The organism is Pedobacter rhizosphaerae (assembly GCF_900111155.1).
In the GTDB taxonomy this organism is placed as follows: Bacteria; Bacteroidota; Bacteroidia; order Sphingobacteriales; family Sphingobacteriaceae; genus Pedobacter; species Pedobacter rhizosphaerae.
Map to the genome: position 1 here is coordinate 15,419 of NZ_FOGG01000003.1, position 21,400 is coordinate 36,818.

Consider the following 21,400-nt stretch of genomic DNA (forward strand, 5'->3'; position numbering starts at 1 on the left):
ATTATTACCAGTTATCTGTGCGGAAAGAAGAAACTGGCAATCCATCATTTCCAAATAAATCGCCGATAACAAAGTCTTTAAAAGCATAGCGCACAGCAACAGGGACTTTAACCTCATCGGCTGATACTGTTACACTACTTCCGTTAATCTTGGCTTTTGCAGGATAGAATTTCTTATCTGCACCCGCAATTTCAAACAAACTGAGTTCTTTTCCAAATGAAGTTAAGCCGTTGGGCACATTTTGAAATTTTAGTACCGCTTTATCTTTATCAATAGTGATTGCCTCGTAGTTGGGACTCGCAGAGCCAAAACCTTTAATGCCGTAGGTTTGGGCCAATGCCAGGTAGGCTAACCGTTGTCCGCCTTGTTTTTTATTTGCCGGGTGGATAGATTTTTCTTCACCAATATCCATTAAAACGGCCATTCCGCTATTTGGGATCTTGGTTAACGATTTACGTTGTGCCTCTCTCAATAATGCAGAATTATATTGACCTTTAGCATTTTCGGGCAAGGCGGCATAGTTATAAGGAGCTATTTGGGCATAGTAAAATGGAAATTCGCCATTATCCCAGGCTTTTCTCCAGTTCGACACCATGGCTGGAAACAATTCTTCATAACGTTCAGGGCGCGTATAATTAGATTCTCCCTGATACCAGATTGCGCCACGAATGCCATAACCTATTACAGGATATAGCATGCCATTGTATAGCGTAGTTGGTGTCCTGCTTACTTCTTTTATGGTATCCGTTTTTAATGGAATCTTTACCTCGGGAAAAGATTTTAAATCATCTGGCGACATCCAGGCTTCGATTGACGAACCTCCGTAACTGTCATTTATTAAGCCGATTGGCACATTTAACAGCTCACTCAGTAATGAACCAAAATAATAAGCAGTCGCGCTGAAATTGGCCACAGATTCTGGAGCAGCTAATTTCCATTCTGAAGGCTTGCTATTGTCTTGCCGGGTGGTAACCGACGAGCGAGGAACCGTGTATATCCTAATTTTAGCGTTACCAGATTTTAAAATGGTTTCATTTGAGCCCATTATAGGTTGGCTTTTAAAACCTTTCATGGGCATTTCCATATTGGATTGACCGCCACAAAACCAAACTTCACCAATTAGTATATCCTGAAGCACCAACACTTCTCCATCATTAAAGCTAATTTCATAAGGCCCACCGGCTGTAGGGGTCGATATTTTAATTTTAAACTTACCATCCGCATCTGTTTGAGTGCTATAGCCCTTTTTATCCCAGGAAGTGACAATTTTTACCTTAGCAGATGGTTTAGCCCAACCCCAAAGGGCTACATTACTTTGCTGCTGTAAAACCATATGATCTGTAAAAATTGATGCAGGCTTAATTGTTGCAGCAGCATGGAGTGTAGTGGCTAATAATACACCAATCAATATTACTTTAAGCTTAATTCTTTTCATTTCTTTAGTCTTTGAAGGCCTGCTCCCGTATTGTTTTAATCTGAAGAGTCGCGATGGAACAAAACATCTATCTGCTTAGAGGTAACCATACCGACATTTCTGAATGGCCTCTATTGCCCCAGGTAAAGTACGGCACCAGTTTTATTGGGGTTGTTTCGTTATTTTGTGAGATGGGATGATAAAGCGTGTTGGTCCAATCTGTTTTTGCTCTTAATTTGGCATTCCCTACTAAACTCATCACTTCTGCTCCACTAATGGTAGTTGGTATCGCTTTTAAAGCTATTGAAGATGGAATGATTGCGTTGAAGATGCTCTTCCCCTGGAAATCATTGGATTCCAGACAATACACCACCGGACCTCTTTTAACGGCCACTTGATTTCTGTTTTCTTCTACTAAAGGGTTAGATTCGATTAATTGCGCTTCCATTGGTAATGTCAGTTCAACTATATCTCCAGCTTTCCAGCTTCTGTTTAGGGCTGCATAACTACCCGGTGAAGCAATGGTTTCCAATGCTTTTCCATTTACGCTGATCTTTGCACCATTAGCCCATCCCGGAATTCGAAAATAGAGGCCGTAGGGTTTATTTCCTGTTTTGGTTAGGGTAATCTTGATCTTCCCATCCCATGGATAGTTGGTTTCCTGTTTTAGGCTGACAGGTGTTCCATCACTTAATTTAGTACTTAAGTTATTACCTCCATATAAATTGAAATACAAACCTTTATCATTAACACTATAAAGATAATTGTTGAGTTCGGCCAGTGTACGCACCACGTTTGGTGGGCAGCAGTTAGACAAGGCGATGTAAGGCACCCGATCTTTAGACCAGCGTTGCTTGAATGGCAAATCATCTGACTGCGCAAGTGGATTGGTGTATAAAAAGTTTTTGCCATCCAGGCTGATGCCAGATAAAACGCTGTTGAACAAGGCAAGCTCCATTACATCTGCATACTTGGCATCACTGGTGATTTGGAGCATTCTCCAGTTCCAGAGTACATTGCCGATGTTGGCGCAGGTTTCATTATGTGCAGTAAAATTAGGTAATTGATAGTCGCGGCCAAATGCCTGATGAATCTTTTGTACATCGGCAGGATTATAAGAGGTACCATCCGGCGAGGTGCCATCATATAGCGAACCTAATCCTCCTGTGATGTACATTTTATGGTTACACACGTCATTCCACATCAGGTTGAGTGAATTCATTAGTGAGTCGTTGCCTGTTTCTGCGTAAAGATCAGCTACACCAGCATACAGGTAACTTGCCCTAACTGCATGACCCGTAGCCTTTTTTTGTTGTAAAAAAGGTATTCGATCCTGGTTATCATCTGTGCCATCATCAATTTTGCCCTTAATAGCGATAAGGTGCTTAGTGAGCTCTAAATACCTCGGATCTTTTGTAGTACGATACATTTCTACCACTCCCATGTAATGTGATGGACAGATGGCGTTACGGGCTAAAGTTGGAGAGGCCGTTTTATAAAAGTTGTATAAATAGTCTGTCGCTTTTTTAGCGATATCCAGCAAGGTAGTTTTCCCGGTTGCCCGATAGTGAATACAGCCAGCGGTCATTAAATGACCAATATTATAGGCTTCAAAGCTTAGACGATCTTGAAATTGGTTATTTGCACCTGTTGCGCGCTGTTCAATCATGGCTTTAGTATAAATATAACCATCAGCTCGTTGCGATTTTCCTATTACTACAATGGCTTTATCCATCATGGGAAGTAACTTAGGGTTTCTGGTAGAGGCGTACAAGCTTGCCATGGCCTCTAAAGTCTTATAATAATCACCATCGTGAAAAGAGGGTCCCGAATGTGATCCGGTATCTAAACCTGCGGCAATTTCAAAGTTCTTAAAAGCATGGCTGATTTTGGGATCATTGTAAATGGCCCACATATTGGGAACCATGGTTTCTGTAGCCACCTTAAAACGATCTGCCCAAAAGCCTTTTGTCCAGGTAACATCTCCCATGTTGATGCTGCGCAGTTTGGCGAACGGCGAGCCTGAGTTATTAACCAAAGCTTTGTCTTGTGCATTGGCTTGAAATGCTAAAAACCCTAAAACTAAAAATAAGCTTACGCTATATGTCTTCATATTTAATTCTCCTCTGACTGAATGGTTACCGGACCAATTAATCCGGCTGGATACAATGGTTTGCCTGCTAAACGAAAGGGTGCGGTAGTATTTGTAATTCTTTTATCTACAGGCAATTTACTATCACCAATTAAACGATTACCCCAGGTATTGGTTATTTCAATGGTGATTTGATTCTCTCCTTTTCTAAGTGCTTTACTCACCTCCAGCCGATGTGGAGCCGTCCACAATGTTCCGCAGTCTATACCATTAAGTTTTACACTGGCGATACTGGAGAAGCTACCTAAATCAATCCATATTTTACCTTCAATATTATTTTCGTAATTGAATTTCTTCGAATAAACGGCAGTACCTGAATAGTATTTTACTAAAGTATCGGTATGCTTAGTCCAATCCTGCAATTCATTAAAAACGACTGGTTTTAATGGACCACCGTATCTGGTGTCAAATTTGGCTTGCCAATCTTTGGAAAGATCCTGAGCCACTCTGAAATCCTTCCAGTTATTTCCTGAGTTGGATGGAGTAGCTTTTGTTGGCTCCTCAAACAAAATAAACAAGGACTGGTTAGGTTCCAATTTTAACTTCAGCGTAGTTCTTCCGTTCGAATTAACCCAGGAGTTTACTTTTATTGTATCATTAGATGATGCGTCATAAATAACTGGAATCCTGTTGGTTATACTGAAGCTAAAATTTAGTATCCTTGTAGTATCTAATTGGTTGGCAATGAAATAAATATCTTTATTAGAAGAACTTCTATGTGTAAAGACGATATACTTTGCGTATGTGCTTCTTTCCGTAACAACCAGATCCCTTTCTACGCCAAGTGCTGAAAAATCTTCAGGATAATAGGGAGCTTTATACACTGACCCTAAACCTAATTGCTTAACTAAAATACTTCCAGTGTTAGTTGTTTTGGCATTAAATCTTCCTCCCCAGATTTCTTCGATCACCTTATTGAACTCAACAGTATTCACCTGTTTAATGCCAGACTGTTGTGTGGGTTGTTCTCCCACAATAACCTTAGCGCCCTGTTTAATCAGGTCGGCAAGTTTCTTAGCTGTTTCATAACTAATATATTGATAATTAGGATTGAGGCTTAATTTACCTGTAAAAACCAATACCTTGTAAGTAGCGCTGCTGGCAAATACCACATTCCCGTTCTTAACGGTTGCTGTACTTAAAACATCAGGATTAAAGGAATCATAGGCATATCCCCGCAAAGGGTTTACCCAGTTCTCTGGATCAGCCATATTGGCTGAATGGGTTACGCCAGCAGGGATTTGCCTTAGAGGCTCATCCACATTGGCTAAGCGTTTTTGTTCTGCTTCCAGTACTTCTTTTCCGAATATACCGGGCAAGGTTTGCACTAACCGATCTGGTAACACCGAACGTCGGGGTAATTCTTCACCAGTAAAAACCGCGATATCAACTACGGGTTTACCTTGCTGCAAGAGGTTTTGGCTTCTGGTGGCATAGTCTACCCAGGCTTTGCCCTGCTTCCACCAGGTTTGATCGCGTTGAAAGTAAAGTCCAACGCCATCCAATGTCATTCCGGGTTTCCGATCTATCCAGGGATTATGTGTAAAAACGTGATAAACCAATTCATTTACACCCAAGGCATAGTTTCGGTCGAGTAAAGTCTTCATGTTAGCGGGGCTTTCATTCCAGTCCATACGTACGGTGGTAAAGGCCTCTGCCTGGATAATATTTTTACCATAAATATGCGCGGCTGAAATCGCATCGAGCATATCATTGGGTTTATCATGTGTAGGGCTGTTTAACCAAAACTCACCCATCGGAACATCAACGGTTTTGTAATGTAATAATCCATCGCTCATCATGGTTGGCGCAACACTCTCAGCAGTAAACATTAAGCCTTGCTCCCTGGCGAAAGCGGCCAGTGTTTTGTAGAATTTATCGACAATCAGCTCTGCAATGGTTTTTCGTACATCATAAAGGAAGTTCTCAGAAATAGCTGCATTCTCTATCGGAAGGCCAGTCATAATGGGCAAATAAGGTGTTAGATCGTATCCACGTCGCTTTTGAAATTCTGCCTTGAATACCGGCGACCAGTTTTGGCTACCACATTCCCAACTGTCCATGTAAAAAACACTCAATACTTTTTTGGCAATCTCCGGACCAGCATGCTTGAGGGCTTCCCCATACCAGTTTTTAATTTGGAGTTTGGCTGCCTCCGGATTGAATTTATCGCATTCCAGGCCTTTACCACCTCCTCCAGTAGCATTGGTGTGCCCTGTAGAAGTATGCCCAACGCGAAGAATAGTCCAGTTTCCTGCTGGTGGAGTCCAATTTAAAGTTCCATCTGCATTTAATTTCCCTGTGAGGTTGATTAACTTATTTAGTGGTACACAAAGATCTTTCGCAATCTCTCTTGAAGTACTTCTTTTACTTACTCTCCATACAGAACCATTTTTTCCTTCAAATTGATTGATTTTCGCTTCTGCAAACAGTTCTAGATTCAGCAATTTTAAGGAAGGTTTCCATTTCGCCGCATCGAGGTCTTCGGCTCCAGGTTCAGAACCTTTCTTGTCATAAATGAAACGAAAGAATTTGGCTGTAGTGGGTACAATACTATGCGTTACATCTTCGTCGGTATCTTGCCAACCATGTCTCGGTGCTTCGAGTCTTCCAATTGAACGATAGGTTTTCCCGTCATTACTCACCTTAATAGCCAGTCGTTGTGCCTGATAATTATTACCGCCAACTTTGATGCTGATACTTCGACAGGTAAAGGCTTTTTCAAATTCGTATTGAATGTAACAGGGTTGATTTGAACCAAAACTTTGCTTGTTACCAGGTTTTACCAAACCGCTGGCATCTGCCCCATTGCTGGCGGTTACTTTAGGGGTTATGGTTCTTGTAGATGAGCCTGTTCCTACCGGACTGGGATAAGCGTATACAGCGATATCCTTGTAATAATTTTCTTTAGATTCTGGTTGAGGTAAAATTACTTTACCACTTGTTTTACTGATAGTTAAAGTAGACCAGACTATTTTTTGCATAGACAGTTCAGGGGTAATCCAGGGTCCACCTGCAAGGGCAAAACCATCACTGATGTGCATACCCAGTTTTAGACTGAGTCGTTTGGCTTCGCTCATGGCAAACTCTACCATTTGCCACCATTCGGGTGTAAGCTGGACCGCTGGTGGATTATAAAGGGGCGCCGGATCTGCTCCCTGAATGGTTACCAGATAAGCACCTCCAATACCATTGGCTTTCATTGCCTCCAGGTCGGCAGTAATTCCGGCCTTAGAAACACCTGCCTTAACCCAATACCACAATACCCAGGGCTTTGCATTTTCGTTTTGCTGAGCCACTGATACTACAGAAAAGCCAAAGCTTAACCAGAGTATAAAACATGATATTATGGTATACTTTAAATTTTTCATCTTTTGCCGACGATTTTATAGCCTTTTAAACCGAAATAAAGAATAATTAAAAAGCATACCAGCGGAATGCTATAGCCGATCTGAATATTGTCTCCATAAGCATCGATTAAGCTTCCCATGCCAAAAGGCAGGATTGCTCCGCCCACAATCGACATGATTAGCCATGATGATCCAGGTTTGGTATCCTCACCAATCCCTTCAATACCTAATGCGAAAATGGTTGGAAACATAATCGACATAAAAAATCCTATCGCGCCTAAAGCGTAAACTACATACGAGCCTTGACCAAGGATGGCTACCAAACACAATAACGTAGAAATAATGGCATAAATAGCCAGAAGCTTATGTGATGAAATCCATTGTAGAAGTGCTGTTCCGGCAAAACGTCCGGCTGTAAAAAGAAAACCGTAAAGCACTAAATAAGAAGCGGCTGTTTTTTCATCAAATCCACCTCCCTGCTGCGCCATTCTGATAAAAAAGCTGGTTACACATACTTGTGCCCCAACATAAAAGAACTGTGCAATAACCGCCCAACGTAAATGTTTGTGTCGTAATGCACCGAAAAAACTTCCTTTGGCTTCGCCATCAATACTTTTCGTTTTAATCTCGGGCAAGTGAATGAAATAGAATATCACTGCAATAACAATTAACACGATCCCTAATGTGATATAAGGTGTTTTTACAGAAGCTGCCTCTTCCAGAAAATAGTTGTTACGGGTAACTTCGGTCATGGCATCCAGTTCTGCCTGCGTATGTGATTTACCCGAAAGGATAAATAAACCGCCAATTGCAGGTGCTACCATGGCCGCCAAGCCATTAAATGAGGCAGCTAGGTTCAGTCTGCTGGTAGCCTTAGCCGGATCGCCCAACACGGCCGCATATGGATTTGCTGATGTTTCCAAAAGCGTTAATCCACAGCCAATAATGAATAAGGCCACGAGAAAGGTGATGTAAGAAAGGGTGTTTGCCGCCGGAACAAATAGGAATGCTCCAAATGCAAAAGCCAGCAAGCCGCAAATCATGGTTGCTTTGTAACCCCATTTTTTTAAGATTATTCCTGCCGGGATAGCCATGAGGAAATAAGCGAAAAATACTGAAGTATCAATCAAAGTTGATTGCCTGTTATTCAGATTACATGCTTTTTTTAAATGCGGAATTAAAATGGAATCCAGGTTATGTGCCATTCCCCAAAGGAAAAATAAGCTTACAACAAGGATAAAAGGGAGAATATACCTCTTCCCTGATGCCGAATTTCCCTCGACTATGATTTCTGGCTGTGTTTCGTGGTTCATTATATATTTTTTATTTCAATGGTTCATTATTTTTCTGTCATTGCAAAGCCCGACTGTGTATTTCCTACTGGTTGGTGTCGCCACCGACCAGATTTTTATCGTCCTTCGACAGGCTCAGGATGACAGTTATCGAAGCGCTGATCAGTGCGAACTGAAGCAATCTCTGCTATCAATTCTCCTACTGGTTGTGTCCCCACCAATTCTACTAACTTAAGGAGAAAACTAAAATGGATTGTCATCCTGAGCCTGTCGAAGGGTAACCCATTTTAGTTTTCGACTTATTAAGAAGGTCTTCGACCAGTTTATCTCCTACTGGTTGATGCCCCCACCGACCAGATCGCAGCCTACAACTGTTTCTTAACCACCAAAAGGTGATCGCAAACCAGTACTACCTCACCATGCTGATTAATAATTTCTACATGTTCCGTTACCTGACCATATTCCGGGCGCTTGGTTTCTGATTTATCCGAGATGGTAATTTCAGAATGGATCGTATCGCCAATAAAAACAGGTTTTATAAAACGAAGCTTATCATATCCTTTAGACATGGCCTCTGGATTGATTTCTGAAGCCGTCAAGCCTATGCCAATGCTAAAAATCATTGTACCGTGTGCTATACGCTGCTTAAAAGGCTGTGTGGCACACCATTCTGCATCCATATGATGCGGAAAGAAATCGCCTGTATGGCCAGCGTGTACCACGAAATCTGTTTCGGTTATGGTACGGCCGAGCGTTACTCGTTTTTCTTCCAGCTGATAATCTTCAAAAAATGTTGATTTGAAATACATAGTTAGTTTTTATTCTTATTTTCTCTACTGGTTGGAGTCATCACCTACCAGATTTATTTATTTTCCTTCGACAGGCTATTATTGATGTTGTTTTATAACTATTTATTAATAAAATATTTATCTCAACACATATTCCCGTCTTTTCTAGTTGTAGCGTCTCGCTACAACCTAATATTTTTATCTTTTCCTCGCCGCCGGAAGGGCTCGTACCTTTTTCTTGGCAAAAAGGTACCCAAAACCCAAGGCTCGCATCCTTTCTTGGCTAGAAGCATCCTAATGCCATTAGCGGTAATAAGAGGCTTATGCCATTGCGCTACAGGCTAGCCCTCGCTGCTTATTCCCTTGGGCATTGGGCACCCGTTTGAAACTGCAAGCATTCGAATGTCCTATCCAGCGAAATGCTGCTAGGCCTGAGGGCGTGCTTAGCAACGGTAGTGCTTCATTTTCATTAACGCAGTCAGCAAGGTGCCCCCTCTACCGGCCGTCATTAGTTATATCCTTCGACAAGCTCAGGATGACAATTTTTTTCTACTGGTTGGAGTCATCACCTACCAGATTTATTTATTTTCCTTCGACAAGCTCAGGATGACAGGTGATGCGCCTGCCTCGTAACTCACAACCCGTAACCCGCAACATATCGATAGTCCTTCGACAGGCTCAGGATGACAGGTGATGCGCCTGCCTCGTAACTCACAACCCGTAACCTGCAACATATCAATCGTCCTTCGACAGGCTCAGGATGACAGGTGATGCGCCTGCCTCGTAACTCATAACCCGTAACCTACCTTAACCCCACCTTCATCACTCGACTGGTAAGCTGCCTCTACTACAGCCATCGTTTGAATTACATCCTCTACACTGGTATGTAAAACCTGATCAGAACCTTCGTTAAATCGCATTAGATTGGCCATGGTACCAACAAACGCTTCCGGGAACCAGGAGCCTTCAAGTTTTACGGTCTTCCATTCAGGTGATTTCCCTTCCTCTGCCAGGCAATATTCAAAAACATCAGGAACGCCATGTGGATAATCCATCAGCAATCCCATTTTGGCTTTAATAGCGCCTTTCGTTCCCTCCCATTTGATATAGCTTTCCTGGTGATCTGGGCCAAAATCATGATCGTGATTGGTATTAATCACCGCATGCATGGTATCGCCATAATCGAACAAAATGGTTGACCGGGAAGAGGATAAGCTTTTGGCCGGATGTTTTAGCGTTTTGGCTAAAATACTGTTCGGATTTCCTAAAAACGAACGGATTAAATCTACGTAATGGATACTATGATACTGGATTTCCAACCTCGGATGTACAATTACGTGCGGAAAGATTTCCCAAGGCGTTTTGATGGTTACGCGCACTTCCATATCGTACAACTCTCCAATTAAGCCCTGATCAATCAGGTATTTTGCTGCAGCAGTAAATGGTGCAAAACGCAATTGAAAGTTAATGGCAGCTTTAAAATTCTTCTCACGGCAAAGGGCTAAAATTTCATTTGCCTGTTTAAAATCATCACCCATTGGCTTTTGAATCAACACTGCGCTGCCATCAGGTAACTGCTTAAGTGTTTCGATGTACTGCTCAGGCATGATGGTTAAATCATATACTACCTGCTCCGGAGCATTTATCACCGCTTCTGCCAGGGAATCAAAAACATGTGGAATGCCAAATTTATCTGCTAGTTTCTGAGCGCGTTCTTTGGTACGATTAACAATTCCATAAACCTCAAAACCTGCAATTTTATAGGCAGGGAGGTGTGCATCGGCTACAATACCACCAGCACCAATAATGATAATGGGCTGTTTGGTTTTTGGAAGTTCTGGCTTATATTTTATATCAATACTCATCTATCTAATTCAATTATTTGTTTTTGGGCCTTTTCAATAAGCGATTTCGAAGGCTCATCGCTATTAATGGCTGATAGAACCATTTCATCGATTACAGCAGCCATAGCAGCCCAGTTTTTTTTCTGGGGCAGACTATTCGCTACCTCGTGTAACTGCTCCAACTTATGATAGAAAGGGATAATTTCGTTTATTTCCTCATCTTTCCAAGTAGAGATGCGACAACCGATTCCACCTTCGAGGGTAAGTTGTTTATCTTGTTTAGCTTGCGTTACAAAGCGAAGAAAATCATACGCAACCGCTTTGTTTTTACTGCCTTTGGCAATGGTATATAACCAATAAACGTTAAGCGATGCGGATTGCTCGCCAGCAGCTGAGGGAAGTAAATCAACGCCTACCTTACCCTTTACCTTAGCGTTGCCATCTACAGCACACATGCTGGCGAAACCAAACCAATTAATCATCATGGCGGCCTCACCTTGTGAAAACGCGATTCCGGCAGCAACGGATTCGAACTCCCTTGATTTTGGATGGACAGCTTTTGTATCGTTAACAATCTTGCGGTAAAAATCCAAACCATCTATAGCTGCCTGGGTATTGAGGTTAACCGCTCCACTTTTATCGACTAAAGTCCCTCCCCTCGTCCATAACTGGAGGCAAAAGTCGAAAACGGTGTTATGTCCGTCCGGATAACAGGCAAATATACTACCATACAAATTATCTTGCGGACGGTTAAAAAATTGTGCTATTTGATGAAAATCTTCCCATGTTTTAGGGATCTCTAAAGTTCTTCCGTACTGGGCAAGATAATTGGCCTGTTCTTCAGTATCTTCAAATAAGTCTTTTCTATAAATAAAGCATTCAGGCCCATCATGAAAAGGTAAGCCCACTATCTCCCAGCCAAAACGTTGCAAACACAAGAGTGATTTACTCCAGCCTTCCGGGAAATTATCAGGACGGTTTTTATTGATGCAAGGGTTAAGTACTTCAAAATCCTGAGCTAAATAGCCTTCGTAAACCCAATCTGTATTGATGTGAGCAATATCAAACTCCCCTTTTGCCAAACCTTTTTGGGTAATGGTACGATCATAAAGTTCGTGCAAATCCATCACCACCATTTCTAGTTGAAGCGTACAGCCAGATAAAGCACAGTATTCATCCCAAAAACGCTGCATTGCAGCTTCAAAGGGGGCAAATTTTCTAACGGCTATTTTAAAAGTTTCTGTCGACTTAGGCATCTGCGATGGTATTCTGTTTTATAAATTCTTTGATAATCCGTTCATTATCCTGACCTAACTTAGGTGATCCTTTGGTAGAGGTGAGTAATTCGCCATCAATGCGAATCGGGCATCGTGTGGTTTCATACTGGTATCCATCTGTCATAGTAACCTCCTGAATCATATTTAAAGCCTTAAATCCATCATGCGCCATCAATGCATTCCAGTTTAAAACATCTGCACACCAAATGTCGGCAGGTTCTAAAACCGACAGCCATTGCTCAGTACTCGCGGTAAGCAAGTGATCTGCTAAAATGGCTTTAATCTCGTCGCGTTTAGAAAAGGCTTCTTTTATGTCTGTATAGTCAAGTAATTTCTCGCAATCGAGCAATTTTCCCAATACGGGAATGGAGCCCATTGCCAGTGCTAAATATCCGTTTTCTGTTTGATAAATTCCGTATGGAGCACCTAAATATGCATTGGCATTGTTCTTTTGTGATCTTTCAGGGAGGCTTCCCCCATCGTTCATGAATGTTGTGATGGTTTCAAACTGAAAATCGTAGGCCGATTCCATCATGCTCACCTGAACAAAACCACCTTCATTTTTAATGGCTTTGCGGTACAGGCAAGCTAAAATCCCTTGCGCCAGATGTGCTCCAGCCAGCATATCTACTATAGATAAGCCCATGGCTACGGGACCACTACCCGCATTGCCGGTCAATGAAGTTAATCCCGTAACAGACTGCAAAAGAAGATCTTGCCCTGGCTTTCCTTTCCAGTCGCCATCCGTACCATAGCCAGAAATCTCGCCATAAATAATTGTTGGGTTTAATGCCAAAACGGATTGATAATCAAAACCCAATCGCTCCATTACCCCCGGCCGGAAGTTATGAATCATCACATCTGCCTTTCTAAGTAATTCGCGAACAATTTCTTTATCTTCATCGCTTTTCAGGTCTACTTCAAAGCTTTCTTTATTTCTGTTAATGGCATGAAAAACCGATGATTCGCCATTCATAATCAAGTTGGAAGTATAAAGGGTTCGGCAAATATCACCTACGCCTAAACGTTCAATCTTAATTACACGCGCACCGAAATCTGCCAGGCGTAAACTTGCAGATGGGCCAGACAAAAATTGGCTAAAATCGATAACTAAATAATCTTCAAGCGGTCGCATATCTTAATTTATTTCAAATTCTTTGTTAATGACTCCAGTATCTACCCCAAGTTTTGGAGCAGCTTTCGAAGCAAAAAGTTTTTCGTTATCTAAACGAATTGGGCTTACTGTAGTCTTGATGTTCTTACCCTTACCCAGATCCAACTGTTGTTCTATTTGCAGGTATTCATAATTGCTTAAAGCGGTAGCAGATTTATAGTCTAAAACTTCTGCCGACCAGATTCCATGGCTTTCCAGCAAATCAAGCCAGAGTTTAGAATTTTGCTCTTTAAAAGTCACTGCAAGGCGATTAATCAATTGATCGCGGTTATCGAATGCTGAATTGGCATCAACATACAAATCTGTAATATCACAGCCAATTACCGAACAGATATTCGGCAAACTCCCCATGGCCAAAGCAATGTGTCCGTCAAGGGTCTCATACATGCCGTAAGGGGCGCTGAGATAGGCATGCGCACTACCCTTGGCACTGCTCCTATCTGGCAATTTACCCCCATCATTCAAATAGGTGGTGATCACTTCAAACTGAACATCTAAAATAGATTCCAGTAAGCTCACTTCCACCAATACACCCTTATTGGTTTTCGCACGCTTGATTAAAGCGGCCATAATACCTTGAGCCAGGTGGTTACCACACATGATATCTGAAACTGATAAACCAAAGGGCACAGGTCCGTCAATGGCAGAACCAGATAAGAAAGTTAGTCCGGAAACCGACTGTACCAATAAATCCTGACCCGGTTTATTTGCCCAGGGGCCTTCATTGCCGTATCCCGTGACTACACCGTAAATCAGTTTTGGATTAATCGCCTGAACAGCGCTATAATCCAAACCAACTTTTTCCATAACACCCGGGCGAAAATTATGCGTCATTACATCTGCCCTGGCAATCAATTGCTTAAGCTTCGCTAAATCTTCAGGATTCTTTAAATCGGCAGCGTAAGATTCTTTATTTCTGTTGATGGTATGAAACAGCAGACTGTCGTCCTCAACAAAAAGATTTTTAATGGAAAGTTGACGACAAGCATCACCTGTTCCAGGTCGTTCAATCTTAATCACACGGGCGCCTAGATCTGCTAATTTTAAACCTGCAGACGGTCCAGCTAAAAACTGGCAAAACTCTAAAACCAAAAGCCCTTCTAACGGTCTGTTCATGATATGGTTAATGTTTTAGATTGCAGATATAATTCATTCATAGCCGATAAAACCTCCGCCTCATCTCCTCCGTTCATTAAATAATCTCTAACCACATCGCCGGCATGATCTTGAAAAAACATAGAGCCATGGTAGCGTGGGCGAAGAAATGCGCGTGCTAACGCCGGTAAAGTATTGTTAAAATATTGCTGACTTTGTCTGTTTACTTCCTCATTTTTCCAGGCGGCTAAATGCCCTGGCTGACCACCACTTTCAAAAAATAATGTCTGCTGGCATTCTGGTGAGCCCACATATCTGGCGTAAGCAACAGCAACTTCCATTTCTGCACATTTAGAAGAGATGGCAAATCCTGTGCCACCTAATGTACTTCTCAGGTTCGTTTTGCCATCTAAAGAGATCATATCGTGAAAATGAAGTGTTCTGCGTGCATAACCATTTCTGGAGTAGTTGGCATATCCATAAGCAAATGGGCAGTACGCAATTTCATCTGTTTGTGTCATGGCCTCGTATACCTGAATAGGATTTCTATTGAAATTGGCTTTATCTATCTTGCTGGCCAATTCCCGGTACATTTTTAAGGCTTTAATCCCTGTTGCTGTTGAGATCACTTCCTCATCACTTTGACAAGGATCTTCACCCAATGAGCAACAAAGCGTATAAAAATTCATCAAAACATCAATGGGAATACCCGCAAAGGCCACTAATCCCTGATCTGCCAATGCCAGCAAATCCTCAAAAGATTTAGGAAGTTGCAATCCCTTAGCTGCCAGTAAATCTGGTCGCGATGCAGCAACTGGGGTAGCCGCATCTATAGGTAGTGCCCATTGATGGCTATCGTAATGATAACTTTCATATGATGCCCCCACAGAATTAACTTCCTGATCTTTTAGATATTCTTCAGAAAGGTATTGATCCAATGGCACAATCGATTTTGTTTTAGCAGCAAAACCCGCCCAAGGATGATCTATTACCAATAAATCAAATACTTCTGCCAGTTCCTGGATAGAAAAATCGGCAAACTGTTGTAAACTTCTCTTCTCCCAGCTGATCTGAACATGAGGATTCAACTCCGAAAATCGCTGAGCTGTTGCAACCATAGGTAAAAATCCACGACTGTGGTTCCATGTTATTCCTCTTAAACTAATCTTCTTTTCCAATGCGCTAAAATTTTATTCTTTTTACTTTATTAATCAATTCTTGTGTTTTACCTTCAAATGGCAGCAGGTAAAAGCTGTATTTATAATTTTTTGATGGGATCTGATATTGTTCCAAAGGTGCTGCAACATCACTCCAGCTATCGTTACCCCCTACACCCATCTGTATTAAATCGATGTTTACTGTGAGGTAACCTGCATCTTTAAGCTTGTTGGTGTGTTTTGCTGATTGTACGTTTTCATCCGTATACGGACTTGCGCTCATGCTCAGTAAGCTATCGGCAACAAACGCCAGGCCTTGTTGTTTTTTGTGATTGGAGAAGAACATCCAACGCACATCAGTGCGATTTCCGTTCTCTTGTGGAACGGCATAGTGCTCCATAAATTCATTTATCGGCTGACTGTATATAGCAGCATCAAAGCCATAGCGCTTATCGATGTAATTTTCCATTGGCCCTCTACCGTACCACGTAATCTGCTCATCGTTACGCAGAATGCCCATTTGCATTCCAACCTTAGGGATATTAGGTAAACCTGGTTTAACTGCTAATTCATAATTTACCTTAACCGTACCTGTATTGGCAATTAAATAGCTGATCGTCACTTTTGCACTATCGTGGATCAGGCTATAGGTGCTTGAAATCATTAAACCTGAGCCAGCCTGTCCATCAAACTTACCTGCAACACTCGAAATAAATTTTAAATCATTCTGATACCATTGCTTTAACTTTTTATTGGACTTCCATCCACGTTTGTCGTTATCGGTTAGCGGACGTGTAAAATGGGGTAACAAGGGAGCGAAAATCTGCTGTTGTCCCTTCCATTTATAAGACACTAAAGCTCCATTCTGTTTACTGATCCCTATTTCAAAGTTTGCGCCCGAATACATATCCAAATCTGATGTATTCTTGTATTTAGGTGCTTCAATCCTTTCAATGTTTTTAGCTGTAGCCAATGGGGTTATCGCAAACTGATTCGAGGCCACCTCAAAGCCTTTTGGTGCCCAAAGTTCATCTTTACTTAGTGTGAAGTGAATATCGGCCAGGTATTCTGAACCAGACTCGATTTTAGGCAGGTATTTTGAAATATTAATTACCGTATCTTTCCCAGGCTGGAGGTTGATGGCTGGTAAGTTTTTTTCACTGATCAGCATCCCATCCTTACGGAAAATTAAGCTTGCGTTATAAGCATTCAAATTTTTAACCGCGTGGCGATTGGTAATCTTAATCAGTGCTTTTTGATTTGCCAATTCTGTTTCTGCACCTTGATAAACCCTTTTACACTCAAACATCGCCGATTTTGGCTTACCATCAGAATTCACTACCCCTTTAATGGTGAAGTTATCGAAATACTTTTCGCCGAAATCGCCACCGTAGGCATAAAACGGAACACCTGCACTATCGGTTTTTAAAATGCCCTGATCCTTAAACTCCCAAATGGCTCCCCCGATTACACGAGGTGTTGAACGGAAAACATCCCAGAAATCTTTCATATTTCCTACCGAATTGCCCATGGCATGTGCATACTCTACAAAAAATATGGGGCGATGGTCTCCATTGTCTTGTTCTGCCAACATTTTAGGGGTGTAAATGCTGGGATACATCCGGCTTACAATATCAATATAAGGCTCATCCTGAGGGTTTTGCAAACGATGCGAATGATCGTTTGGTTTCAAATAGGCTGGATTACCGGGATCCATATAACCATCTAAACGCGGATTACCCATGGCTGGTTCATAGTGTACCGGACGCGTGATATCGAAATCATGAATCCAGGCCGACATGGCCGCATGGTTTGGTCCCCTGCCCGATTCATTACCTAAACTCCAGATAATAATACTCGGATGGTTTTTATCCCGCATCACCATCCTGCTGCTTCTTTCTAAATAAGCGGCTGTCCAGGTAGGATCATTGCTTAACTTCCCACCCAATCCGTGCGTTTCCAGATTGGCTTCATCTATTACTAAAATCCCATACTCATCACACAAATCATATAAATAAGGATCCATTGGGTAATGGCTGGTGCGGATGCAATTGAAATTAAACTGCTTGATGGTTTTTACATCCTGTAATATATCTTCACGGCTAAGTGCCTTTCCCTTTACAGGGTGATGATCTGGGCGGTTAATACCATATAAATAGGTTTCTTTGCCATTGATTAATAATTTGCCATTCGTTTTAGAAAATTCGATGCTTCTGAAACCTACTTTGCAACTTTTTACTTCGAGCACTTTTCCTAAGCTGTCTTCCAAGGCTATGGTTAAAGTATAAAGATTTGGCACTTCATCGCTCCATTTAGCCGGATTTTTGATTTTCGTCTCCAACAAACCAAATTTCACATTATCCAAACGTGGCCAGATTTCGTTGATGATGCTTTCTGCGCTTCTTTCTAAAGGTTTTTCCAGTACTGCTTTTCCATTCCCATCGAAAAGGGAGGCTTTAACTTTGTACCCCTTAACTTCCTTACCAGTTAAATTTTCAATCCTTGGACGAATACTTAAAGTGGCATCCTTGTAATCTTTATCTAATTTGGTTTGCACAAAGAAATCTGCAATTCTAAGTTTAGGTTCGGCCAAAAGCATTACTTCACGGTGAATCCCGCTTAATCGCCAGTGATCCTGATCTTCCAGAAAACTACCATCGCTCCAACGGATAACCTGAACAGAAAGCACATTTTCTCCTTTTTGAAGATATGGCGTAACATTAAATTCTGAAGAAAGGAAACTGTCTTCGGCATAACCTAAAAACTTACCGTTTAACCAGACTTTATACCCCGAACTTACGCCCCCAAAATGGAGTGTGATATTCATGTCCTTCCAGCTTTCTGGAATAGTAAATGTACGCTGATAGCTCCCTACACCATTATAATCCTGAGGTACGTTGGGTGGGTTAACTGGTCTGAAAGGATAAACTGCACTTTTATAGATGGGCTTATCATACCCCTTCATTTCCCAATTACTGGGTACTTCAATTTTTGTCCAGCCATGTACCTTCGACTGATAGAAGTCTTTAGGTGCATCGGCAGGCTTTATGGCAAAAGAGAAATCCCAATGGCCATTTAAAGACAACATTCTTTTGGATTGGTCCCGATTCCCCTTTTTAGCATCTTCAATATTAGTAAAGGAATACGCTGTTGCACGAGATGGATCACGGTTAATTCCGCTTACCAAAGGATCTTCCCAAGGCTCCCGATTATAGATTTCAGGAACTTTCTGTACCGCAGTTGGTGTTTTATCTACCAGTTGTGCATAAGCCGGAGAAAATAAGAATGATGAACCACAAATGCACCAGGTTATAGCGTTAAAAATAGAAAAACCGCAAAGGCGCAAAGCACGCAAAGAAAAAGGCTTAAAAAACCTTAGTGTCCTGGTGATAAACATCGGCAATTCCCTCATTGCTTGCTCGTATTAATGGTTAATGATGAGGACGTTAAACCAGCTGCGCTTGCTGTTAATTTGATTGTACCTGTTTTTTCTTGTGCCTGGATGATAGCCAGACATAAGCCATGAAAAGCTTTACGATAATTGGCCTTGAAAGGTTCTAAACTTGCCTGAAAGCCATTATCAACGCCAGCAATTTCACCCACTCCTTCAACTTTGAACTGAACCAGGTTATCTGCATTCGGAACCACGTTGCCATCCTTATCTAGGATACGAACAGTAACAAAAGATAAATCTTTACCATCCGCTTTGATCTTTTTACGATCGGCAATTAACTCGATTTTAGCGGGTGCTGATGCTGTTTTAATGGTTCTTACCAAAACTTCCTTTCCGTTTTTTCTGGATACAGCTTTTAAAGTTCCAGGTTCGAAATCCACATCCCATTGGATATGCAAATCGTCTCCTTGCTTGTTGCGTTTCCCTAAAGATTTACCATTCAGGTACAGCTCTACCTCATTGGCATTATTATAATATGCCCATACTTCCACCTTTTTTCCTGTCTCCCAATTCCAATGCGGAAAAAGGTGTAATACAGGCTTGTCAGTCCACTCACTTTGGTACAAGTAGTAAGAATCTTTCGGAAAGCCGGCCAAATCCACGATTCCGAAATATGAACTTCTTGCAGGCCATGGGTAAGGCAATGGTTCGCCTAAATAGTCGAACCCAGTCCAAACGAATAAACCTGATACATGATCATATTTCTTGGCTTCCTTCCAGGTTTCTTCGTGTGTAGAACCCCAGTAAGCCGAAACATTATCGTAAGATGATGCAGACCACTCTTTGTTTCCTTCGGTAAATTTAGTTTTACCATCTTTTGGCCAGCGGCGAATGGTATCTGCAGTATCATAAAAACCACGTGTTTCCAAGGCAGAAGTGGTTTCGGTAGCTAAAAACTTAACGTTAGGATATTTGGATGGAAATTCTTTATAAAACTTGTGATTATAGTTTAATCCATAAATATCCAGTGCATTAGCCTGATAAATGAAGTTTTTCTCCGGAACCATTTCTGTTAAAGCAGAAATTACCGGACGGGTTTTGTCTAAGGATTTCACAATGCTCACCAGTTCTTTAGTGATGGCTACTCCCGTACTGTCAAACTGCTCACGGATTTCGTTTCCAATGCTCCATAAAATGATGGAAGGATGATTACGATCACGTTTCAACATATCTTCCAGGTCTCTTTTATGCCATTCAGGGAAATTCAAGTGATAATCTTTCGAGTTTTTCTTTTTCTTCCACATATCGAAGGCTTCGTCCATAACCAGAAAACCCATCTTATCGCATAAATCTAAAAATTCGGGTGCCGGAGGATTATGAGCCGTTCGGATAGCATTACAGCCCATGGCTTTTAAAATCTCCAGCTGGCGTTCCATGGCACGGGTGTTTACAGCAGCACCCAGTGCGCCTAAATCGTGGTGCAAACAAACGCCTAAAATTTTGGTTGGTGTACCATTTAGGTAAAATCCTTTTTGTGCATCAAACTTGAAAAAGCGAACACCGAAAGAAGTTTCAGTCTGGTCGATAACTTTATTGTTTTGAATGATTTGAGTAACTACTTTATATTGATAAGGATTCTCTATCGACCAGAGTGTTGGGCTCTTAAATCTGATACTGGCATTAAGTTTAGATCCACTTGTATCCACCTGAACAGCTCTCGGTTGCGATTTTTCCACGGGTTTTCCTGAGGCATCATAAATCGTGTGAACTATAGATGCATTTTGTTTGATACCACTTTTATTCTGAATGTTGGTTTTAACCTGTACCATGGCTTCGTCACTTTTCGACCAGGTATTTCCCGCCATCACTACAGATGCGTTGACAAAGGTCCCCCATTGTTCAACAGAAAGTTTAGCTGTTGTGGTTAACCAAACGTTTCTATAAATACCGGAGCCCGAATACCAACGGGAATCTGGCTGAGCAGAGTTGTCTACCTTAACAGCTATAGTGTTTTTTCCGGGATTAAGAAACTGACTTATTTCATAAGAAAATGAACTGTAGCCATAAGGTCTCTTTCCCAGGTACTGGCCATTTACCCAAACCTCGCTGTTTTTGTAAACCCCATCAAATTCGATCGTTACTAATTGCTGTTTATAATTGGCAGGTGCATTAAATTCCTTTCTATACCAGGCAATTCCTGTTGGTAAACCTCCACCTTCGGGCTTAGCCGGATTTTTCTCATCGAACTTGCCCTCTATACTCCAATCGTGTGGTAAGGTTAATTTTCTCCATTGTTGATCATTAAAGTTCTTGGATTTTGCTGCTGCATCATCTCCCAGGAAAAACTTCCAATCTTTATTAAAACTTTCCCTGATTCTGGATTGCGCAAAAGCACCCGTGCTTAACAAAAGCATCAGCAATAAGGTCTTCAGTTTTAATGGTATATATATATTATTCATGTTC

General features: G+C 41.6%; 12 protein-coding genes. All 12 read right to left on the reverse strand.

The window, feature by feature from the left end:
• Positions 1–4 precede the first annotated feature (4 nt).
• The 12 genes from BMX11_RS03070 to galB all read right to left on the reverse strand — a co-directional run bounded on the left by BMX11_RS03070 (position 5) and on the right by galB (position 21,396).
• Positions 5–1,435 carry a sialate O-acetylesterase gene (locus tag BMX11_RS03070; protein ID WP_090881268.1) on the reverse strand — a complete coding sequence of 477 codons (1,431 nt, stop codon included), beginning with the start codon at positions 1,433–1,435 and terminating at the stop codon, positions 5–7.
• Positions 1,436–1,502: 67 nt separating this feature from the next.
• Positions 1,503–3,527: an aceric acid hydrolase gene (locus BMX11_RS03075; RefSeq protein ID WP_090881271.1), complete on the reverse strand. Its 2,025-nt coding sequence runs from the start codon at positions 3,525–3,527 to the stop codon at positions 1,503–1,505.
• A gap of 2 nt (positions 3,528–3,529) precedes the next feature.
• On the reverse strand, positions 3,530–6,937 hold the full coding sequence (locus tag BMX11_RS03080) for a glycosyl hydrolase (RefSeq protein ID WP_090881274.1): 3,408 nt from the start codon (positions 6,935–6,937) through the stop codon (positions 3,530–3,532).
• Positions 6,934–8,229 (reverse strand): L-fucose:H+ symporter permease, encoded by a 1,296-nt coding sequence (gene fucP, locus BMX11_RS03085; RefSeq protein ID WP_090881277.1) that lies wholly within the window; start codon positions 8,227–8,229, stop codon positions 6,934–6,936. The genes BMX11_RS03080 and fucP overlap by 4 nt, the downstream gene beginning before the upstream one ends.
• Before the next feature lie 344 nt (positions 8,230–8,573).
• The gene (locus BMX11_RS03090) at positions 8,574–9,017 is read right to left on the reverse strand and encodes a MaoC/PaaZ C-terminal domain-containing protein (protein ID WP_090881279.1); all 444 of its coding nucleotides are present in this window, start codon (positions 9,015–9,017) and stop codon (positions 8,574–8,576) included.
• Positions 9,018–9,784: 767 nt separating this feature from the next.
• Positions 9,785–10,861 (reverse strand): Gfo/Idh/MocA family protein, encoded by a 1,077-nt coding sequence (locus tag BMX11_RS03095; protein ID WP_090881281.1) that lies wholly within the window; start codon positions 10,859–10,861, stop codon positions 9,785–9,787.
• Positions 10,858–12,096 (reverse strand): extracellular solute-binding protein, encoded by a 1,239-nt coding sequence (locus tag BMX11_RS03100; protein ID WP_090881283.1) that lies wholly within the window; start codon positions 12,094–12,096, stop codon positions 10,858–10,860. The genes BMX11_RS03095 and BMX11_RS03100 overlap by 4 nt, the downstream gene beginning before the upstream one ends.
• A complete protein-coding gene (locus tag BMX11_RS03105) occupies positions 12,089–13,252 on the reverse strand; it encodes a CaiB/BaiF CoA transferase family protein (RefSeq protein ID WP_090881286.1) in 1,164 nt (387 codons plus the stop codon). Before BMX11_RS03105 ends, BMX11_RS03100 begins: the two co-directional genes overlap by 8 nt.
• A gap of 3 nt (positions 13,253–13,255) precedes the next feature.
• Complete coding sequence (locus BMX11_RS03110) at positions 13,256–14,407, reverse strand: CaiB/BaiF CoA transferase family protein (RefSeq protein ID WP_090881289.1); 1,152 nt, start codon at positions 14,405–14,407, stop codon at positions 13,256–13,258.
• On the reverse strand, positions 14,404–15,564 hold the full coding sequence (locus tag BMX11_RS03115; protein ID WP_090881292.1) for an ABC transporter substrate-binding protein: 1,161 nt from the start codon (positions 15,562–15,564) through the stop codon (positions 14,404–14,406). Before BMX11_RS03115 ends, BMX11_RS03110 begins: the two co-directional genes overlap by 4 nt.
• A 4-nt stretch (positions 15,565–15,568) precedes the next feature.
• A complete protein-coding gene (locus BMX11_RS03120) occupies positions 15,569–18,955 on the reverse strand; it encodes a glycoside hydrolase family 2 TIM barrel-domain containing protein (protein ID WP_245738563.1) in 3,387 nt (1,128 codons plus the stop codon).
• Positions 18,952–21,396, reverse strand: coding sequence for a beta-galactosidase GalB (gene galB, locus BMX11_RS03125; RefSeq protein ID WP_090881295.1), 2,445 nt, complete (start codon positions 21,394–21,396; stop codon positions 18,952–18,954). Before galB ends, BMX11_RS03120 begins: the two co-directional genes overlap by 4 nt.
• Positions 21,397–21,400: the final 4 nt, after the last annotated feature.